Below are 18,352 nucleotides of genomic sequence, written 5' to 3'. Positions count from 1 at the left end.
CGCCATGAACAACGCCGAGCTCCTCGCCCTCGCCAGCCAGCGCCTCTACCCGAACTATCGGCCCGCGCCGTTCGTGCTCTCGCGCGGCAAGGGCTGCGAGGTGTGGGACGTGGAGGGCGCGCGCTACCTGGACATGGCGGCCGGGGTCGCTGTGTGCACGCTCGGGCACGCCCACCCCGCGTATGTGGCCGCCGTATCGGCGCAGGTCGCGAAGCTCGGGCACGTGTCGAACTGGTTCTACAACGAAGAGAACGTGCTGCTGGCCGACGAGCTCTGCCGTCTGTCGGGCTTCGATCGGGCCATGTTCTGCAACTCGGGCGCGGAGGCGCTCGAGGCGCTGTTCAAGCTCGCGCGCCATCATTTCTTCGGCAGAGGCCAGCTCTCGCGCACGCGTTTTCTCGCGTTCGACAACGCGTTTCACGGTCGCACCATGGGCGCCCTCAGCCTCACGGGGACGCCCAAGTATCGGGAAGGCTTCGGAGAGGTCGCCGGTGTCACGCACGTGCCCTACGGCGACCTCGAAGCGGTGCGCGCGGCCCTGACCGACGAGTTCGCCGCGGTCGTGGTCGAGCCCATTCAAGGCGAGGGCGGGGTGCTGCCTGCGCCGGAGGGCTTCCTCGCGGGCCTCCGCGCGGCCTGCGACGCGCGCGGCGCGCTGCTGCTGTTCGACGAGGTGCAGACGGGGGTGGGTCGCACGGGCGCGTGGTTCGGCTTCCAGCGGGCCGGCGTCGCGCCGGACGCCGTGGCGCTCGCGAAGGGGCTCGGCGGGGGCTTCCCGATAGGCGCGATCCTCACGCGGGAGGCCCTCGCCGAGGCGCTGCCCCCGGGCACGCACGGCTCCACCTATGCGGGCAACCCGCTTGGCTGCGCCGCGGCGCGCGCCGTGCTTTCGGCCGTCGCGACGGAGGGGCTCGTGGAGGGTGCCCGCGCCAAGGGTGAGCACCTCGCGGCGGGGCTGCGCGGTCTCGTCGCCGAGCTCCCGAGCGTGTGCGAGGCGGAGCGCGGCGTGGGGCTCCTGCGAGGCCTGGTGCTGGCGCCAGGGTGGGTCGCACGCGACGTCGTGGCTCGTGCCGCTGTCGCTGGGCTGCTGCTCACGGGCGCGGGCGCACGCGTCATACGCTTCGTGCCGCCTCTCGTGGTGACAGAGGCCCAGCTGACCGACGCCGTCGGCCTGCTGAAGGCCACGCTCCGAGCCATGGCGAGCGAGCGCGGCGGGTGATCGGCCAGCGTCGCTTGCGTTCCGCGCGAGGGCGCGGCACAAGGCGACTCGCAGACCCATGAGTCAAGCCGCACAAGACCCCGTGCAGTGCCTCGGCTGTGGGAGGCCGACCGATCCGCTGCGCGCGGGGCACGTGGCGATCCTCGACGGGCGCTTCCGCTACTTCTGCGACGCGAGCTGCAAGGCTGCGTACGTCGAGAGCTCGCCGTCGGCGGAGCGGTCGTTCGACCTCACCGCGGAGCCCCCGCGGGTGGCGTCGCTCACTCGCTCGGCGAGGCCGCCGGGCGTGGCGCCGTCGGCGAGGCCGCCGGGCGTGGCGCCGTCGCCGCGCGACCAGGCCGTCGAGTCGGGGCCGCGCACACGCCCGCGCACGCCGGCAGCGCCCGAGGTCTCGATCGATGTCGATGACCCCGCCGACGACGGGGCCCGGCGCGACACCGACCCGCCCTCCCACCCCACCCTCCGCTCGTGGGCCTCCACGCCGCCGCTCGAGGAGCTCGCGCCCTCCGCGCCGCCGCCGGCGCCCGCGTCGCAGAGCGCCGTCGACGAGCCGTACCTCGCGCCCTCCGTAGACTACGCCCGGTGGGCGGAGGAGGAGCCCGCGTCGCTGCCGGCGCCGCACACCCAGCGGTCGCTCGACGAACCGTCGCCCGCGTCCGGGCAGGTGACCCGCGCGCCCTTCGCGCGACTCTGGCTACCTCTCGCCGCGGTGGTGGCGGGCGCGGGGGCGTTCGCCTTGGCCCTGGCGGGCGTCCCCGAGCCGCGGCTCCGCGCGGGCCTCGTGCTGCTCGGCGCGGCGCTGCTGGTGCCGTGGTTCGTGCGAAAGCCGCGGGTCCTTGGCGAGCCCTCGCCATGGATCGCGGGCGCGCCCACGCTCGGCCTGGTCGCGGTCGCGGTCGTGGCGGCCGCGCTCCGCGTCGACCAGGCGGGAGGCGTGGTCTCCGCGGCCGGGCTCGCGGTCGCGGCGCTCGTGTTGTCGCAGCTCGCGGCGCTCAGGGCAGAAGCGGAAGTGCTTGGATATACAGAGGAACTCGCCGCCCACTTGGGCGGAGGTGCGCGGCGGGTCGTCGGATCGACCACGGTGACGCTCCCTTCCTCCGACCTCCGCCTCGGCGATCGCGTGGCCGTCGCGGCTGGCGAGGTTCTGCGCGTGGACGGGGTCGTGGTTCGCGGCCGGGCCACGGTGATCCCATGGGCGTTCGCGGGCACTGAGGCCACCAAGGCCGCCGGCGACGCGGTCCTGGCGGGCCTCACCGTGCTCGAGGGCGAGCTCGTCGTGGAGGCCAGCGCCGTGGGGCGAGAGCGCCTCGCGACGCGACGGTTCGCGGGGCGCGAGACCGCCGGCCTCTTCGGCCTCGTGCGTGTGTGGACACCCCGCGCGCTGCCCATCGTGTGCGCGCTCGTCGGCGCGGCCGAGTTCGCGAGCAACGCGCCCTGGCTCGGCGTACTGTCGGCCGCCTTCGCGGCGGGGACATCCCTCTCGGTGGTCGGAGTGGTCGCCACGCTCACGCTCGCCACGGCGGCGACCCAGCAGGACGCCCTGACCGCGGGCATCGCCTTCCGCGACGCCCGCGCGCTGGAGCTCGCGGGCATGAGCGACGTGGCCGTCCTGTGCTCCCGCGGCACCGTCCTCATGGGCGAGCCCGAGGTCATCGCGATCGATCCGCTCGGCGCGCGCGTCTACGATCGAAAGCGCATCTTGGCGCTCGCCGCGGGCGCCGAGGGCTCGCGTGGCACGCCCGCCGGCAAGGCGCTCCTAGGGGCCGCGGCGGGCGAGGGCGTGGTGGCCGAGTCGCTTCGCAGCGTCCTCACACACGAGGGCCTCGGCGTGACGGCGCTCCTCGCCAACGGCGAGCCGCTCATCGTCGGGAGCCGCGCCCACCTGTTGAAGGAGCGCGTGAGCGTCGCCGCCTCGGAGGAGCGCGTCCGCGAGCTCGAGGCCCAGGGGGCGAGCGTCGTGCTCGTCGCGCTCTCGGGCAAGCTCGCCGGTCTCGTCGCCCTCCAAGACGCGCTGCGACCCGGGGCGCGCGCCGCGATCCAGCGATTGCTCGAGGCTCGCGTCGAGCCCGTGCTCGTGAGCGGCGAGACGCGCGAGGCCTGCGATACCCTCGCGCGGGCGCTCGACATCGACCACGTGAGGCCCGAGGTGCTCCCGCAGGACCGCGCCGCCGAGGTGCGAGCCCTCGCCGAGGGAGGCCACGTCGTGGCGGTGGTGGGGCGCGCGGTGGCCGACGACGCCGCGCTTGCCGCGGCCGACGTGTCGATCGCGCTCGGCTCGATCGGCCTCCCCGGTGACTTCGCCGTGCTCCTCGCCACCGACGACGTGCGCGCCGCGGCGCTCGCCCTGAGCCTCGCCCGGAGCCTGCGCGAGCGAGTGCGGCGTGGCCTCGTGTTCGGCGTAGCGCCCACGGTCGTGGCCGTGCTCGGGCTCGCGTTCGGCGTTATCCCCACGCCGCTCGCGCCGCTCGCGGGCCTCGCCGCGGCCGTGCTCGGCCTGCTCGCGGTGCGTCGCCTCAGCGCGTAGCGTCCCCCGCAGGTTCCGCGACGCGCGCGGTGAAGCCTGCCTTGGCGATCGCCGCGACCGCCGGGCTCGAATCACCTCCCCACGCTGAACCGAAACGCAGTACTGCGCGGCCGACGCTCACTTCGACGACCTCGGCACCTTCTAGCCGGCCCAGCACATTTTGCACCGCCTTCACGCAGCCCCCGCACGTCATCCCCTCGATATTCAGCACGATCGTCGGCATGGTGTCCTACCTCTCGGGTGGTGAGCGAGCGCTCGCACGTCGCATGCCAGGATGCCCGCGGCTGACGGCGCGGCGACCGAGCGAAATGCCAAAACTTCCTGGGAACGTAGCGCGAGGCTCGCTATTCTGTAGCTCGTCGACGCCTGAGTCCGGCGCTCCCGCCGTCTTCTAGTGTGGCCCGACCTCCGGTGGAATAGAACGTGGCGGCGAAGAACCAGACCGACGCGGCCAACCCGGCAGCCAGGGTTGGGCAGGTCATCAAAGGCAAGTGGACCATCGAGTCCCTCCTTGGAGTCGGAGGAATGGCCGCCGTGTACGCGGCCGTCCACCGCAACAGCACGCGCGCCGCGTTGAAGATCCTCCACGCCGACTTCGCGCGAGAGCGCACGGTGGTCGAGCGCTTTCTCCGCGAGGCGTACGTCTCGAACAAGGTCGGGCATCCGGCGACGGTTCAGGTCCAGGACGACGACGAGACCGAGAACGGCGAGCCGTTCCTCGTGATGGAGCTCCTCGAGGGCGAGACGGTCCGCGACGCGTGGAAGAAGTCGGGCCGCACGATGCCCGTCGTACGCGTCCTTCAAATCTGCGAGCGCGTGCTCGACTGTCTCGTCGCCTGCCACGCCATCAACGTCATCCACCGCGACCTCAAGCCCGCGAACATCTTCATCACCGACACCGGTGACATCAAGGTGCTCGACTTCGGCGTCGCCCAGATGCGCGACGCCACGAGCGAACGCACCGCGACCGGCACCGCGCTCGGCACGCCGGCCTACATGTCCCCGGAGCAGGCGATGGGGCTCGTCGATCAGCTCGACGGCCGCGCCGACATCTTCTCCGTGGGCGCCATGCTCCACGCGCTCGTGACGGGGCACCGCATCAACAACGGCCGCACCGAGCAAGAGGCGCTCGTGATGGCGGCCACGAAGCCGGTGCCCTCCGTGGCCCGTCTTGCGCCGAATCTGCCCATCGACGTCATCGCGCTCACGGACAAGTCGCTCCAGTGGGACCGACGCAACCGCTTCGCCGATGCGCGCGAGATGCAGGCGGCCGTGCTCGAGGCGCTCAAGAACGCGGGCGGCGAGCCGCTCTCGTACGGTGGTCGACGGGCAGCGCCCGCGCCGGCGCCCGCGCCGGTCGCGCAGCCTCAAGCGGCCGCCCCGTCACCTCAGGAGGTCTCGAGCAGCGGGTCCTCGCCAAAGGCGAACGCCCAGCTCCCCTCGGGGTCGCACACCGACGCCGCGTCGGGCGCGCGCGCGGTCCCCAAGCCGCCCGTCCAGGCTGCGCCCCCCGCCCCCGAGGTGCCAGAGAACGATCCGCGGGTTCAAGGGGCCCGCGACGTCCTGCGTCACCTCGACCGGGTGCTCCCGAGCGTGAGGCAGTTCGGTTGGGCGCACCCCGCGACCGATCGCTCGCTGCGCACGGCCCACGACGCCTTCCGCGAGGCGCTCGGCCGCGACCCCGAGCTCCTGCAGTTCTCGGTGCGCCCGTACTCGTTCGTCACGTTGGGCCACAACGTGTGGGAGCCCCAAGCCCCCTACGACTCCATCCCCTACAACCTCTTCGCGTGCGGGATCCGCAGCATGCGGCTAGGTCCGGGCATCTCCATCGACGAGCTGAGGGAGACGCTCACGCTCTTCATGCTCGACCCCGCGCGGGACCTGCCCCCCGAGGACGACCTCGCGGCGGCGTTCTGGGAGCGCGCGCTCCCGAGCATCACCTACGAGTGCGCCGAGGCCTTCGCCGAAGGCGACGCCGGCGCGCGCGAGGCCTTCTTCGAAGAGTCCGATCGCCTCGAGGCCATGGCCGAGTCGGCCAACCGCGAGAACATCAGCCGCCTCGAGACGCGCACGATGGCGCTCTCCACGGACAAGACCGCGCTCACGGCCCCGAAGGTGGCCAGCGTCCTCGGCCTCGACGACGTGGTGAAGGGCGCCATGCTCGCCCAGTTCGAGGTCGGCCGCGATCAGTGGGCCGAGCGCTTCGTCGACGCCCTCGTCGACGGCTTCCTCGACGCCGCGGCCAATCGCGACGCGCCCCTCGTCCTCGCCTCGCTCCGCAAGTCGGGGCAGGACCTCGTGGTCGCCGGCAGGGTGGACGTCCTCGTCCAGCTCTACTCGGCCGTCTGCGAGCGCCTCGCGCCGCGGGTGCCGAGCGCGGAGAGCCACCGGAAGCTCGTGAGCGTCCTCACGAGCGCGCTCTTTGGCGGAGAGACCCTCGATCTCATCGTGCGCACCCTCCGGGAAGATCCGGCGCGCGTCGAGGCGTTCGCCCCCATCATGGCGCTCCTCCCTGCGAACGAGTTCACGGGCGTACAAAACGCGCTCCGCGAGCCGTCGCCGCCGCCCGTGCGCGCCCTGCTCATCGGCTTCCTCGAGCGGCACCTCACGGGCCGCGAGGCCGAGGTCGCGCAGGTCGCGCTCGGCGCCGACAGCGACCTCGCCGCCGCCATCGTGGCGCTGCTCGGGCGCACGGGCACCCCCGCCGCTCGGCAGGCGCTCTCCAGCCTCGCCCAGACCGACGACGTCAACGTGCGCGTCGAGGCGCGCATCCTGATGATGGGCTCGCCCGACCAGGCGGTGAACGAGGTCTCTCGCATGCTCGAGAACCCGTCGGCGCTCGTGCGAATGGCGTCGCTCCGCGCCATCATTCGCTACGGCTTGCGTGGCGCGTGGCTGCCCGTGCAGCGCATGACCCAGGCGAAGAACTTCTTCGAGCTCGGCGCCGACGAGCGCCGAGAGGTCCTGCGAGCGCTCTACCTGCTCGGCCCCGAGCGTGGCGAACCGCTCCTGCTCGACCTGGCTCGGAAGGGCGGCATGCTCGCGTCCGAGTCGCGCGAGTCGACCCGCGCGATCGCGTGCGAGGTGCTAGGCGAGTACGCGCGCTCACGCGGCGCGATCGCCGCGCTCAACGAGGTGTTTCAGTCGCGGTGGGGCACGGCCGAGGAGACCCGCCAGGCCGCCACCACGGCGCTCTCCAAGATCGCAGCGCGCGTGGAGGGCTCGCCGTCATGACGATGCGGCTCGATATCGTGACGAACGACGCGGGCGAGCTCGTCCGTCGTGAGCACGCGCGCGACCAGGGCTCGAACGCCCTCATGGCGGTCTACAAGCTCGCGAAGCTGGCGCAGGTGCACAACCTGACGAACCAGGCGTTCCTCCAGCAGCTCGATCAGACCGTCAACATCGTCGCCGACTACTGCCTGCGATCGGGGACCAACCTCAACATCCTCTTCGCGCACCGCGCCGCGTTCGTCGGCGGGCAGCTCCTGAAAGGCTCGCGCGGGACCTACCAGCTCGCCACGGAGCTCGGCGAGATCTTCGAGTGGCTCGGCGGCTCCGAGCTCATCATGCAGCGCGACATCTCGCGCGAAGAGATGCTCGCCTTCGCCGAGGAGATCTCGCGGTGCATGCGCAGCGAGCGAGGCAACTTCCGCTCGCCCACGGCGAAGATCCGCTTGCGCCAGGTGGCTGACGCGGCGCGCATGCGCGGCATCGACGTCGAGAAGCTCGATCAAGAGCAGCGAATTCGCCGCACCTATGCGTCGGCTGTCGTCGTTTTGCGTAGGTTTTTCGAGGACTTGGAGTCCAGTCACTACATGCTCCCGCGGCGCATCAAACGCGTCGCGCAGAGCCTCGTCGACCTCTCCGACGGCACCACGCCGGCGTTCCTGGGGGTCACCGAGGTGCGTAACGCGAACCACGACGAAGCGGGCCGCGCGGTCAACTCGGCGATCCTCGCCGTGGCGATCGCGCGTGAGGTCACGTCCGATCGCGTGGTGCTCGCCCAGGTGGCGATGGCCGCCATGATGCATGACGTCGCGAGGCCGCGCGCGTTCGCCCTCAGCAAGGCCAACGCCGGCGAGTTCGCCGCGATGATGACGACCACCACCCTGTCGGAGGACCAGGAAGACCGCCTCGCCGCCGGCACCGCGGCGGTCCTTACGGCCCTCGGTCGCGTCAACGAGCCCACCATCACGCGCACCGTCGTCGCCTACGAGGCCCAGTGGATGCGCAGGCAGCAGTGGCTTGGGCCGCTCTACCGCGGGCAGCGCCAGCCGACGGTGCACGCGCGCATCATGCGCATCGCGCGGCGCTACAACGACCTCCTCACGCCGGAGCCCGGCCTCCCGCCGCCCACCACCGACTTCGCGGTAGCCAGCCTCGACGCCGAGCTCACCGATCCGTCCGACAAGACCGTGCTGCGAATGGCGGTCGCCGCGCTCGGGCTCATCCCCATCGGCACGGTGGTGCAGCTCTCGACAGGCGAAGTGGCCGAGGTCACGCGTGGCGCCGCGGGCTCGCTCGACAAGCCGAAGCTCAAGATCGTCATGGACGCGCGCGGCGGCGTGATCGCGAACGGCGCCGAGATCGACCTCGGCAAGCCGAACCCCCGCGAGCCGCCTCGGCAAATCAACCGCGTGGTGAGCATCGACGGGTGGAAGAAGGGCCTCGAGGGCTTCCCCCAGGAAGAGGCCAACGCAGGAGGCGGCTCGGATCCCCCGCCAGAGCCGCCGCCGCCGCCAGCGCCACCCCCGGTCGCGGCCTGGACACCGCCGCAGCAGGCGCCCGCGCCGGAGCCGCCGCCCGCGGAGGCGCGGAGTGCGCTCCCCGATCCGCGCGCCAACCGGCCGCCGATCGCGCTCGGCGTCGACGTCTCGCCGGCGCCTCCGCCCGTCGCTCCACCGGACTACTCCGGCTGGTCGAGCCCGAGCAGCCAGAAGGCCTCGAGCGCCAACATGAAGACCTCGAGCGCCAACATGCGCCCGAGCAGCGGCGACTTGAAGCGCTCGAGCCCCTCGATCGGCACTACGCCGTCGCGCGTAGGGCAGGACTTCGCGCGGGCGCCCGCCGCGCCCGCCGCGCGCCCGCCGCGCCCTGCGCCCGCGGCTCGCATGCGCCCCGAGGGAGTCACCCCCACGGCCGAGGGCGTGCTGTCGACGACCCCGCTGGTCCACGTGCTCGTGTACATGCTCGACCACGCGCTCACGGGCACCGTGGTGTTCATGGAGGGCGAGTTCGAGCACGCGGTCTATTTCGTCGCTGGCGTACCCGCGAAGGTGCGGCTGGCCTACGGGGGGATCAAGCTGGGCGAGGCGCTCGCGCGGCTCGAGCAGCTCGACGGCGCCGGCCTCGACGCGCTGTCGGCCGAGGCGAAGCAGGCTGGGCTCCTCTTCGGGCAGCACCTCGTCGCGAACGTCGGCATGCCCGAGTCGGTGGTGGGTCTCGGCCTCGAGCTGCAGCTGCTCGAGAACCTCGCGACCCTCACGAACCTGCCCGTCGAGTCGACGTACTCGTACTTCTACAACGTCAACTCGCTCGCCGACTGGGGCGCTGCGAACATCGAGCTGCAGGGCGCGCTCAACGCGATCCTCACCGCCACTCGCCAGTGGCGCGATCGCGACCGCATCCGCGCCACGCTGCTCCGTATCTCGAAGCACCCGCTCGTCTTCTTCGAGGAGTGCGCGTTCGAGTCGCTGGTGCTCACGGGCGAAGAGGAGGCCGTCATGGCCCTGCTGCGCACGGAGAGCCTCACGTACGCGGAGCTCATCGATCGAGGGGTGACCGACGAGGAAGTGGTCAACTCTCTTGTCTACACCTTCGCGGTGACGCGCCAGTTCGCGTTCAAGGGTCAGAAGAAGGGCCCGATGGCCGCCCGCGCCGCGAACGCTGCGCCGGCACCGGTCGCCGCGCCGGTCGCGCCTCCGGTCCATGCCGCGCCTCCCGTCGCCCCGCGTGTGCAGCCCGCGCCGCCCGCGCCACCGCCGCCGCCTGCGGCCCCTGTCCAGTCTGTCCAGTCTGTCCAGTCTGCGCAGCCTGCGCAGCCCGCCGTGCGAGCGCCTCTGCCGGCCGGCGGGCGCCGCCCGATGATCCGCCCCATCCGCCCAGCGGCCGCCGAGGCACCGGCACCGCCGCCACCGCCGCCACCGCCGCCGTCGCGTGAGAACCTCCGGCACGCGGAGCCGCCACCCGACGACGACGACGACGAGAAGACCGCGATCGCGGCTCGCCCCGTCTTCGCGCCTCCCCGGCCCGCGCCGCGGCCTCAGGTCGCCGCGAGCCCGACGGCCTTCGCCTCGCGGCCCGAGCAGTCCGCCCCGGTCGACCTCGGCGAGGTCGAGATCGAGGAAGAGGGCGTCGCCGACGCGGAGCGCGCGCTCGGTGCCGTCACCGACTTCCGCCTCGCGGAGGCCGCGTTGAAGCGCGGCGACATCCCGTCGGCGGAGGTGCTCGCCGAGAAGGCCGTCGAGGGGGATCCGTCTCAAGCGGAGTACCGCGCGCTGCTCACCTGGGTGCGCTCGCAGAGCCGGCCGAACGAGGCGCTCGAGTTCGTGGGCGAGTTCGATCTCATCATCGCCGACGACCCCGTGTGTGAGACCGCGCACTTCTACCGAGGCAAGCTCCTGAAGGCGCTCGGCCGGCAGATGGACGCCCTCGCGGCGTTCGAGGACGTCCTCGCGCTGAACCCCGACCACCGCGGCGCCTCCATCGAGGTGCGCGTCCTCCGCGCGCGTCGGTAGCTCGCGACCGACGCCCTTCGCCGGCACACGTCCGCAAATCGAAGGCGCTCTAGGGCGCCTGCTGGAGCATGGCCGTGCGGTAGCCCTGCACGAGGGCGGCCCGCACCTGCTCGAGCCTCACGGTCGAGCCGCCGGGCCGCGCGAGCGCGGACATCTCGCGTTGGGCTGCCCAGGTCGAGCTGGCGGGTAGCCCAAGCGCGCCACGGAAGGCCTCGCCCATGGCCTCGGCGGTGGGGAAGCGGTCGCTTGCCTGCTTGGCCAGCGCGCGGGCGAAGAGGTCGTCGAGGACGCGCGGCGCCTGCGGGAGGTAGGCGCGCAGGGGTGGCGGCGGCGCCTCGACCTGGTCGCGTCGCACCTCGTATTCGGTTCGATCGGTGGTGGGGAAGGGCAGCACGCCCGTGAGGGTCTCGAACAGCACGATCGCCGCGGAGTACAGATCGCTGCGGCCGTCGAGGGGCTGCCCCAGCACTTGCTCGGGCGACATGTAGGCGCCGGTGCCGGGCGCGGTCTTCGCCTCCTCCGGGGTGGGCGCGGTCACCCGCGCGATGCCGAAATCGGTCAGCTTCACGATGCCGTCGTTGCGAAGGAGCAGGTTCGCCGGCTTCACGTCGCGGTGGACGATGTCGAGCGCGTGGGTCGCGCTGAGCGCGCCGAGGAGCTGCTCGAAGTAGTACCACGCGCGCCGGAATGGCACGCCCGGGAGGGCGCCCGGGCCCGCGAGGCGCGCCCGCGCGACGTGTCGAACGATCACGTCCTCGAGCGTCGAGCCCTCGACGTACTCGAGCACGAGCGTCAGCGTTGCCCCCCCGCTCGAGGGAGGCCCCGACTCCGCCGAGGGGACCCACTCGAAGAGCTCGTGGAAGGCCACGACGTTGGGGTGGGAGAGCCGCCGCAGGGCCTCCGCCTCGCGCAGAAAAAAGGTCTGAAACTGCGCCTGGAGGCTCCCCTGATGGCGGAGCTGCTTCAACGCCAAGAGCTGCGGTGGTTTGCCCGCGTGGGGACCGTCCGGAGCGAAGAAGAGCCACGCGCGCCACACGACGCCCATCGCGCCGGCCCCGAGCCGGGCGTCCACCACGTAGGTGCCGAAGCCTCGATCGATCCGCGTCCCCGGCCCGACGCCCGCGCTGCGCCGCCGCTGCAAAGAGCGGCACTGAGGGCACACCGCCGTGCCCGGAGCGAGCGGCGTCTGGCAGCGAGCGCAGTTCACTACGGCAATTTTAGCGCCTTCGCGCGTGGGGTATCGGCGCAATCGTCGAATTCTGCGCCCGCGCCTGGCCTCCGCTCCGCGCGTCGCTACATTTGCGTCATGGTACCGGCTTCGGGAGACGACGGCCCTCCGAGCGAGGCTCCCGCCGAGTCTGCGGGGCCCTCGGCGCCTGCGCGGAGGCCGCCGGCGCCCGATTTTCGCTATGTCGCACTGATGCCTTACAGCTCGCGTCGGGCCTGGCCGCTCCTCCTGGCCGGATCGGCGGCGGGCCTCGGCGTCGCGCTCGCTTCGGGCGTTGGCGTGCGTCTCGCCGCCGCGCTCACCGTAGGCGGCTTGTCGGGGCTCCTCCTCCGTCGCGCCGCGAGCACGAGCCCCGACGGTGGCGATCAGGCGTCGTTCGCGATCGTGCCCTGGGGCGTCCTCGTCGAGGCCCACGACGGCCTGCGGGCCCTCATGTGGTCGTCGGTGCGCAGCATCCGCGTCCGCATGGCGCACACCCGCGACGGAGGGAACACCGACACCCTCGCGAGCTTCGTCACCGTCGAGACCGGTCGCGAGACCTTCCACGGGCGCACCGCCGGCGCGGCCCCGCTCGACAGGCTCGAGGCCTACCACACCGCCTACGCCGACGAACAGTCCACCCCGCTCGCTTTCGACCTCGAGGGTACGACCGCGGGCGACGTCACCGAGCCGGAGTGGGAGCGCCTCGTGGGCGCCGCGCGAGCGTGGCTCGACACCGCCGAGGCGCACAGGCGGCTCGGGCTTCACGGCGCGGGGTACCGGCGGGCTTCCGCCCGCGTCGCTACGCGCCCCGCGGTGGAGGTCCTGCGGGCCGCGCTGCGGGGGGCGCCGCGCGCCGAGGCCGATCCGCGCGCCTTCGCCGCGGTCTTGGCGGCGGAGCTTGGCGCTACCGAGCTCGTGCGGGAGCTCCTCGAGCTCGTGCAGTCGCCGCACCCACTCCTCGCCGCGATCGCGAAGCAGGCGGCCCTTGGGCTCGGCGCGCCCACCTCGCGCGCGGGAAGCATCGACGAGGTCGCGCCGTTCCTGCATCCGGAAGACGATCGGGCGCTCCGCACATGGGTCTCCGCCGGGCCCTAGCAGCAGCGGAGGATAAATCGCGAATGATTTGTTGTGTTTGTGCGTCGCTCTTCGGAGCCCAACGCCGGCACCCCTCGCCTTCGAGAAGGAGCGCGACGGCCGCGGCCGTCGCGCGTCGCGCTCGTCGAGCGCCTCCCGGAGCGGCGTGGCTCGCAAACCGTGGTACGAGTGCGCGGTGCCCACCCACGAAGTCACGGTCCCAGACGAGGCTCGGCGGCGCGCGCCTCGACAAGGCGCTTGTCGCGCTGATCCCCGGCGCATCACGCGCGAGGGTCAAGTCCGCGATCGCCGACGGCGCGGTGCGGGTCAACGGCCGGCACGTCCCGAAGGGCGGCGTGGTCGCCGCCGGTGACCGGCTCTCGATGGAGCTCGCCGACCTCGCCAGCCCCGACGCGCCCGCCGTGCCCGAGGACACCCCGCTCGACGTGCGCTTCGAGTCCGCCCACGTGGTGGTCGTGGACAAGCCCGCGGGACAACCCACGGCGCCGCTCCGCGCGGGCGAGACGGGCACGCTCGCGAACGCCCTCGTGTTTCGCTACCCCGAGACCGCGACGCTGGGCTACTCGCCGCGGGATCCGGGCCTGCTCCACCGGCTCGACAACGACACCTCGGGCCTGCTCGTCGTCGCGCGGACCCGCGAGGCGTTCAACGAGCTCAAGGCCGCGCTCGACGGCGAGGCGCTCGTGAAGGAGTACTTGCTGGTCTGTCGAGGCGAGCACTTGCCGGACGAAGGCACCATCGCCTTCCCGCTCGCGAACCACCCCAAGGACCAGCGTCGTGTCTACGCGTGTGTTCATCCGCGCGACGTCATCCGCTACGCGCCCCGCCCGGCGTCGACCGACTACGTCGTGGTCGAGCGAGCCGGACCCTATGCGCTCGTGCGGGTGACCGTGTCGAAGGCGCTGCGGCACCAAATTCGCGTGCATTTTGCATCCATCGAGCACCCGCTCGTCGGCGACGTGCTCTACGGCGGCGAGCCCGTGCCGGGGCTTGCCCGTCACGCGCTGCACGCGTCGAGGCTGTCGCTCGAGACCGCGACGGTGGGGCTCTCGTTCGACGTGTCGAGCGAGCTGCCGGCCGAGCTCCGCGCGCTGCTTCGCGGCTGACGGCGCGCCTTCTCCCCGTTCGCCCCCCTCGTTTTCATGACCGCTGATTTAGCGAGGGAACACGAGCAAGACGGCCGTCGAGTTGTAGAAGCCGTCCGCGGCGCGGCGCGCGAGCGCGATCTCGCCGGTCACGGTGGTGCCACCCACCGGGACCCCGAGCGTCGCGGCGAGGAGCTCGGGCTCGAGGCGGTACCGGTCGCCGAGCACGAACGCGCGCCCCGCGCAGGTGAGCGCCAGCGCACCCGACGCGCGGGCGACCTTCCCGAGCGCGTGCTCCGCCGCGTACTTCGCGGCGGCGAACAGCGACCCCTCGGTGGCCGTGACGAAGCGCACCTGGGCGCCCTCGGGCACGCTCCCGAACAGCTCGACGGTGCGGTCGTCGTGGATCACGCGCGAGCCGCGCACGATCGGCTCGCCGTCCAGGTGCGCCTCGGTGCCCAAGATCGCGAGCTCGTAGCGAGCCGCGAGATGGAGAGCGAGCGAGCCGGCTTCACCAGGAAGCGGCTCCCCCCCGTGGCGGGTCGCCTCTTCGAGCCACACGTCGAGCGCCGGGCGCCCGTCGAGCTCGTGCAGGCGCGCCCCGTCGGCGCGGGTCACGCGGTGGGTGTCGCCGATGGGCGTCCAGCCGTGCCGCACCGCGACGCCGAGCGGGCGCTCCGTGTAGAGGCCCGCGAGCACCACGTGGGCCTCGCTCACGCCCCCGCTGGACCAGACGCGACCGCCCGACATGCTCCCCTCTTGCGCCAGCAGGCCGCCGACGAGCTGAGCGCGCGCGGTCGCGCCCTTCTTGAGCGCCGCGACGAGCGCGTCGCCGACGATGCCGCGGCTCGGCGCGAAGGCGAGGCACGTGAGCTCCCCGCGCCCCTCCTCTGCGTGCGCGTCGGCGAGGAGGCGCAGCTCTTCGGCGGCCGTCGCGACCTCGAGCAGCTCCCCGCTCACGATCGGCACGGCGCGCGTCTCGACGCGCAGGTCGCCCCCGGCGAGGAGCGCCACGCACACGCCCATGTAGCCGAAGCGCGTCGTGTCGAACACGCACCCGCCCGACGTGCCGCCGACGAAGGGCACCCCCGGGAGGTGCTCAGCGACACGCCCCGCGACCGCCTCGAGCGAAGCATAGCCATCGCTGGCGAACACGATCGCGAGCGACGGCGTGTGATCGCCGAGGTCGGCGCGCGCGCGCGCCATGGCCTCGTCGAGCGCGTCAACGAGGATCGGTGCGCAGGAAACTGCGGACGAAAAGAGCGTCATGTCCCCCGCTGGCAAGAGAGCAAGGACCGGCGCCCGAGGCAAGCGCTGCTGCGTCTCCGTTTGGTTACGGCTGAGCGCGCGGCCGCAGAACCGGCACGTGAGCCCCGAAGGGGCGAACGAAGGTCGATGGCGACCCCGAGCGGAAGGAGAGGTGACGCGATGAACCTCGAAGTGAGCCCCGAAGGGGCGAACGAAGGTCGATGGCGACCCCGAGCCGAAGGAGAGGTGTCGCAATGAACCTCGAAGTGAGCCCCGAAGGGGCGAACGAAGGTCGATGGCGACCCCGAGCGGAAGGAGAGGTGACGCGATGAACCTCGAAGTGAGCCCCGAAGGGGCGAACGAAGGTCGATGGCGACCCCGAGCCGAAGGCGAGGTGTCGCGCTGAACCTCGAAGTGAGCCCCGAAGGGGCGAACGAAGGTCGATGGCGACCCCGAGCCGAAGGCGAGGTGTCGCGATGAACCTCGAAGTGAGCCCCGAAGGGGCGAACGAAGGTCGATGGCGACCCCGAGCCGAAGGCGAGGTGTCGCGATGAACTTGACGAGCCATGCAACGTGTCCAATGTAGGCACGCCGTGACCGCTCCGCCCGCCTCGCCGACCGCCGCCCTCGCTAGCCGCCGCGCCGCCCTCGCGGCGTTCTCGGCGCTCGGCGTCGTCGTGGCCCTGGCCCGCCCCTCGCCCGTCGAGGCCTCCTCTGCGGGCGTCGCGCTGCTCCTCGGCCGCGCGACGGGTCGGGTCGTCGGGAGCGGAGACTACCGCTGGGAGGCGAGCCGCGGCGCCGCGCTCGACGCGCTGTTCGGGCGCCGCGTGCTGTTCCTCGCCGGTGCCGCCAAGGACGCTCCGCGCGACCTCTTTCGCGCGCGCGTTCGCGTCACTCCCGAGGGGCGCGTGCTCGAGGTGGTGGACGCGAGGAACCTCACCGCCACGGACCTCGGCGACGACCACGCGCTCGTCCTCCTCGGAGACAAGGCGGCCTACGCCACGTACGCGTTTGGCCAGGAGCAGAGCGTCAGCTACCTCGACCTCGCCGGCGAAGGCCCACAGAACCTCGCCACGCACGCCGCTGACCGCGTCATGTCGGCGGTCACGAACTACCAGCAGACCGGCTCTTTCGCAGGCATCGGTCGCGTCGATCTGACCCTCGAGTTGCCCACTCCGCGTCTCGGGCTCGCGCTCGACGAGGGAGGGCTCCGGGTGTCCCTCGCCGACGGCGCGAGCGCCCGCAGCGCGCGCCTCGACGGCGCCACGCGCGAGGTCGTCCCCGAGGCCGAGGGCGTCCACGCGCAGGCCGTCCAGCACCTCCCGAAGCGCCCCATCTTCTGGGCGGTCGACACCGTCCGCGCGATGCCCGAGATCGGGCCTGCGCCCATCGCGTGGCTCGAGGAGCGCGCGTTCTACGCGCGTGATCAGGCCCGCCGCTTGTCGTTCAAGGTCGGCGGTGGCGCCGAGGGCAGCGAGCTCGCGAAGGCCGCGCCGCCCCCTCCGAAGCTCCTCGATGCCGCCGAAGCGGGGGAGGGAGGCGCGGGCTTTCCTCCCGCGGACATCCCGTCGATCTGGAAGAACCCGCAGGAGGGCGAGGGCGCCTGGGTGGTCCCCACGCAGGCCTGGCTGAAGCGCTTCCCCAGCTTTCCGGGGGTGCCCGGCCAGGCCACGGCGCCGAGCATGTTCTACCGCACGTTCGTCCGCTCGGACGAGGAGCGCCCCTACGCGAAGGTGCTCCTCGTCGCGATGGACATGCGCCAACTCGACCTCGGCATGGAGGGCGGCATGGAGGACCCCAAGCCGGCCGTCGGTCCACCGGGCGCGGGCCGCATTCCGCGCGAGAAGGCGGTGTTCGGGCGCGTCGCCGCCGCGTTCAACGGCGGCTTCAAGACCGAGCACGGCAGCTACGGCATGATGGTCCGTCGGCGCGTGCTGCTGCCGCCCCAGCCGGGTGCGGCCGCCGTCGTCCTCCTGAAGGACGGCCGCGTGGGGATGGGCTCTTGGGGCAACACGACCAAGGTCTCGGGGCTCGCCGGGATCGACGACGGGGACATCCTCTCCTTCCGCCAGAACCTCGACCCGCTCCTCGACGGCGACAAGGTGAACCCTACCGGTCGCTCGCTGTGGGGGTTCACGCTCCCCGGCACCAGCATGCAGACCGAGCGCTCGGGCATCTGCGTCACGCCCGCCGGGCACATGCTCTACGCGTGGGGCGACGACGTCTCCGCGAACACCCTCGGCAAGGCCATGAAGATGGCCGGCTGCGTCTACGGCATGCACCTCGACATGAACCCGCACCACACCGGGCTCGTGTTCACCAACATCACCGAGATCAAGGGCAAGGCCTACAAGACCGAGCTGCTCACGAACCAGATGGAGATCTCACCCGACCGCTTCATCGAGTTCTCCCCGAAGGACTTCTTCTACATGATGGTGAGCGACCCCACGCCGCCCCCGCTCGAGGGCGCGCGCCCGTGGGCGCCCGAGGCGGGCACGCAGCCCGCCCCCGCGTGGCACCCGGGGGTCTGGTCCACGCGCACCGCCCTCGGGGTCGAGGTCTCGCTCGTGTCTTCCGGTCGCGCAACCTATCGAATTCGCGGCGGAAAACGAGAGCCCTCGGGCGCCTCGGGCGAGGCGCTCCACGAGCTCGGGGAGGCCGACGCGAAGCGCGCCCTCTTCGCGCTCACGCTGGGCACGTCGCCGGAGAAGCGGCCGTGGGGGCTCGCGACCGACGGCCGCGTCGTGCACTCGCCGCACGCCGCGGCGCCTACCGCCGCCGCGAGCGGGGAAGGACGCGCCCTCCTGGTCGCGCGCGAAGACGGCGCGCTCGCCATCCAGCTCGCCCGCGAGCTCCCCGCCGACCTCGCTCACCACGACTACGCCGAGCTCCCCCTCCTCGCCGACGAGGGGCGCGCCGTCGGTGATCGCCCCGCGCGCGCAGCGCTCGGGATCGCCAGCGGCAATGTGTATATTGCACGCGCGTCCGCCGCCGGCCGAGGGCCGGTGGAGGCGCTCGTCGCGCTCGGCTGTGAGCGGGTGGTGCAGCTCGAGCGGGGCGTGGCCGAGCCCGTGTCCTGGCACCGGAGCGGCACGTCTGCGCCGCCCCACGCGAGCTACGACGCGACCACGCTCTACGCGGTCGCCAAGCCGCTGGCCCCGCGGGGCTTCCGGTTCTTGCCCACGAGCCCCGTACCGCCGCCCACCAAGAGGTAGCGTCGAGCGCACACCG

The 18,352-nt window shown here is 72.6% G+C and carries 10 protein-coding genes; 7 read left to right on the top strand and 3 right to left on the bottom strand.

Annotated elements, in window-relative coordinates:
- The first annotated feature begins 4 nt into the window (after positions 1 to 4).
- Both IPQ09_08235 and IPQ09_08230 read left to right on the top strand, forming a co-directional pair.
- Entirely contained in the window at positions 5 to 1,219 is a 1,215-nt protein-coding gene (locus tag IPQ09_08235) for an aspartate aminotransferase family protein (protein MBL0194200.1), read from the top strand.
- A 58-nt stretch (positions 1,220 to 1,277) separates the two neighbouring features.
- Positions 1,278 to 3,743: an HAD-IC family P-type ATPase gene (locus IPQ09_08230; GenBank protein MBL0194199.1), complete on the top strand. Its 2,466-nt coding sequence runs from the start codon at positions 1,278 to 1,280 to the stop codon at positions 3,741 to 3,743.
- Here the strand turns inward: IPQ09_08230 and IPQ09_08225 are convergent.
- Positions 3,733 to 3,966: a heavy-metal-associated domain-containing protein gene (locus IPQ09_08225; protein ID MBL0194198.1), complete on the bottom strand. Its 234-nt coding sequence runs from the start codon at positions 3,964 to 3,966 to the stop codon at positions 3,733 to 3,735. The two genes, IPQ09_08230 and IPQ09_08225, sit on opposite strands and share 11 nt — an antisense overlap.
- Before the next feature lie 200 nt (positions 3,967 to 4,166).
- On the opposite strand from IPQ09_08225, the gene IPQ09_08220 reads away from it, so the two are divergent.
- Both IPQ09_08220 and IPQ09_08215 read left to right on the top strand, forming a co-directional pair.
- Positions 4,167 to 6,977 (top strand): protein kinase, encoded by a 2,811-nt coding sequence (locus IPQ09_08220; GenBank protein MBL0194197.1) that lies wholly within the window; start codon positions 4,167 to 4,169, stop codon positions 6,975 to 6,977.
- Positions 6,974 to 10,483, top strand: a complete 3,510-nt coding sequence (locus tag IPQ09_08215) for a hypothetical protein (protein ID MBL0194196.1) — start codon at positions 6,974 to 6,976, stop codon at positions 10,481 to 10,483. The genes IPQ09_08220 and IPQ09_08215 overlap by 4 nt, the downstream gene beginning before the upstream one ends.
- Positions 10,484 to 10,532: 49 nt before the next feature.
- Here IPQ09_08215 and IPQ09_08210 read toward each other — a convergent pair whose 3' ends face one another.
- Positions 10,533 to 11,690, bottom strand: coding sequence for a serine/threonine protein kinase (locus tag IPQ09_08210; GenBank protein ID MBL0194195.1), 1,158 nt, complete (start codon positions 11,688 to 11,690; stop codon positions 10,533 to 10,535).
- Between the two features lie 213 nt (positions 11,691 to 11,903).
- Here IPQ09_08210 and IPQ09_08205 point away from each other — a divergent pair, with 213 nt between their 5' ends.
- Positions 11,904 to 12,788, top strand: a complete 885-nt coding sequence (locus IPQ09_08205) for a hypothetical protein (GenBank protein MBL0194194.1) — start codon at positions 11,904 to 11,906, stop codon at positions 12,786 to 12,788.
- Positions 12,789 to 12,811: 23 nt separating this feature from the next.
- A complete protein-coding gene (locus IPQ09_08200; GenBank protein MBL0194193.1) occupies positions 12,812 to 13,894 on the top strand; it encodes an RluA family pseudouridine synthase in 1,083 nt (360 codons plus the stop codon).
- Positions 13,895 to 13,942: 48 nt separating this feature from the next.
- On the opposite strand, the gene IPQ09_08195 is transcribed toward IPQ09_08200, so the two are convergent.
- Positions 13,943 to 15,142 carry an FIST C-terminal domain-containing protein gene (locus IPQ09_08195; GenBank protein MBL0194192.1) on the bottom strand — a complete coding sequence of 400 codons (1,200 nt, stop codon included), beginning with the start codon at positions 15,140 to 15,142 and terminating at the stop codon, positions 13,943 to 13,945.
- 572 nt (positions 15,143 to 15,714) lie between these two features.
- On the opposite strand from IPQ09_08195, the gene IPQ09_08190 reads away from it, so the two are divergent.
- Entirely contained in the window at positions 15,715 to 18,336 is a 2,622-nt protein-coding gene (locus tag IPQ09_08190) for a hypothetical protein (GenBank protein ID MBL0194191.1), read from the top strand.
- The last annotated feature ends 16 nt before the right edge of the window (positions 18,337 to 18,352 follow it).

It is taken from the genome of Myxococcales bacterium, from assembly GCA_016720545.1.
In the GTDB taxonomy this organism is placed as follows: Bacteria; Myxococcota_A; Polyangia; order Polyangiales; family Polyangiaceae; genus JAAFHV01.
This window is presented reverse-complemented; position numbering and strand designations above follow the sequence as displayed.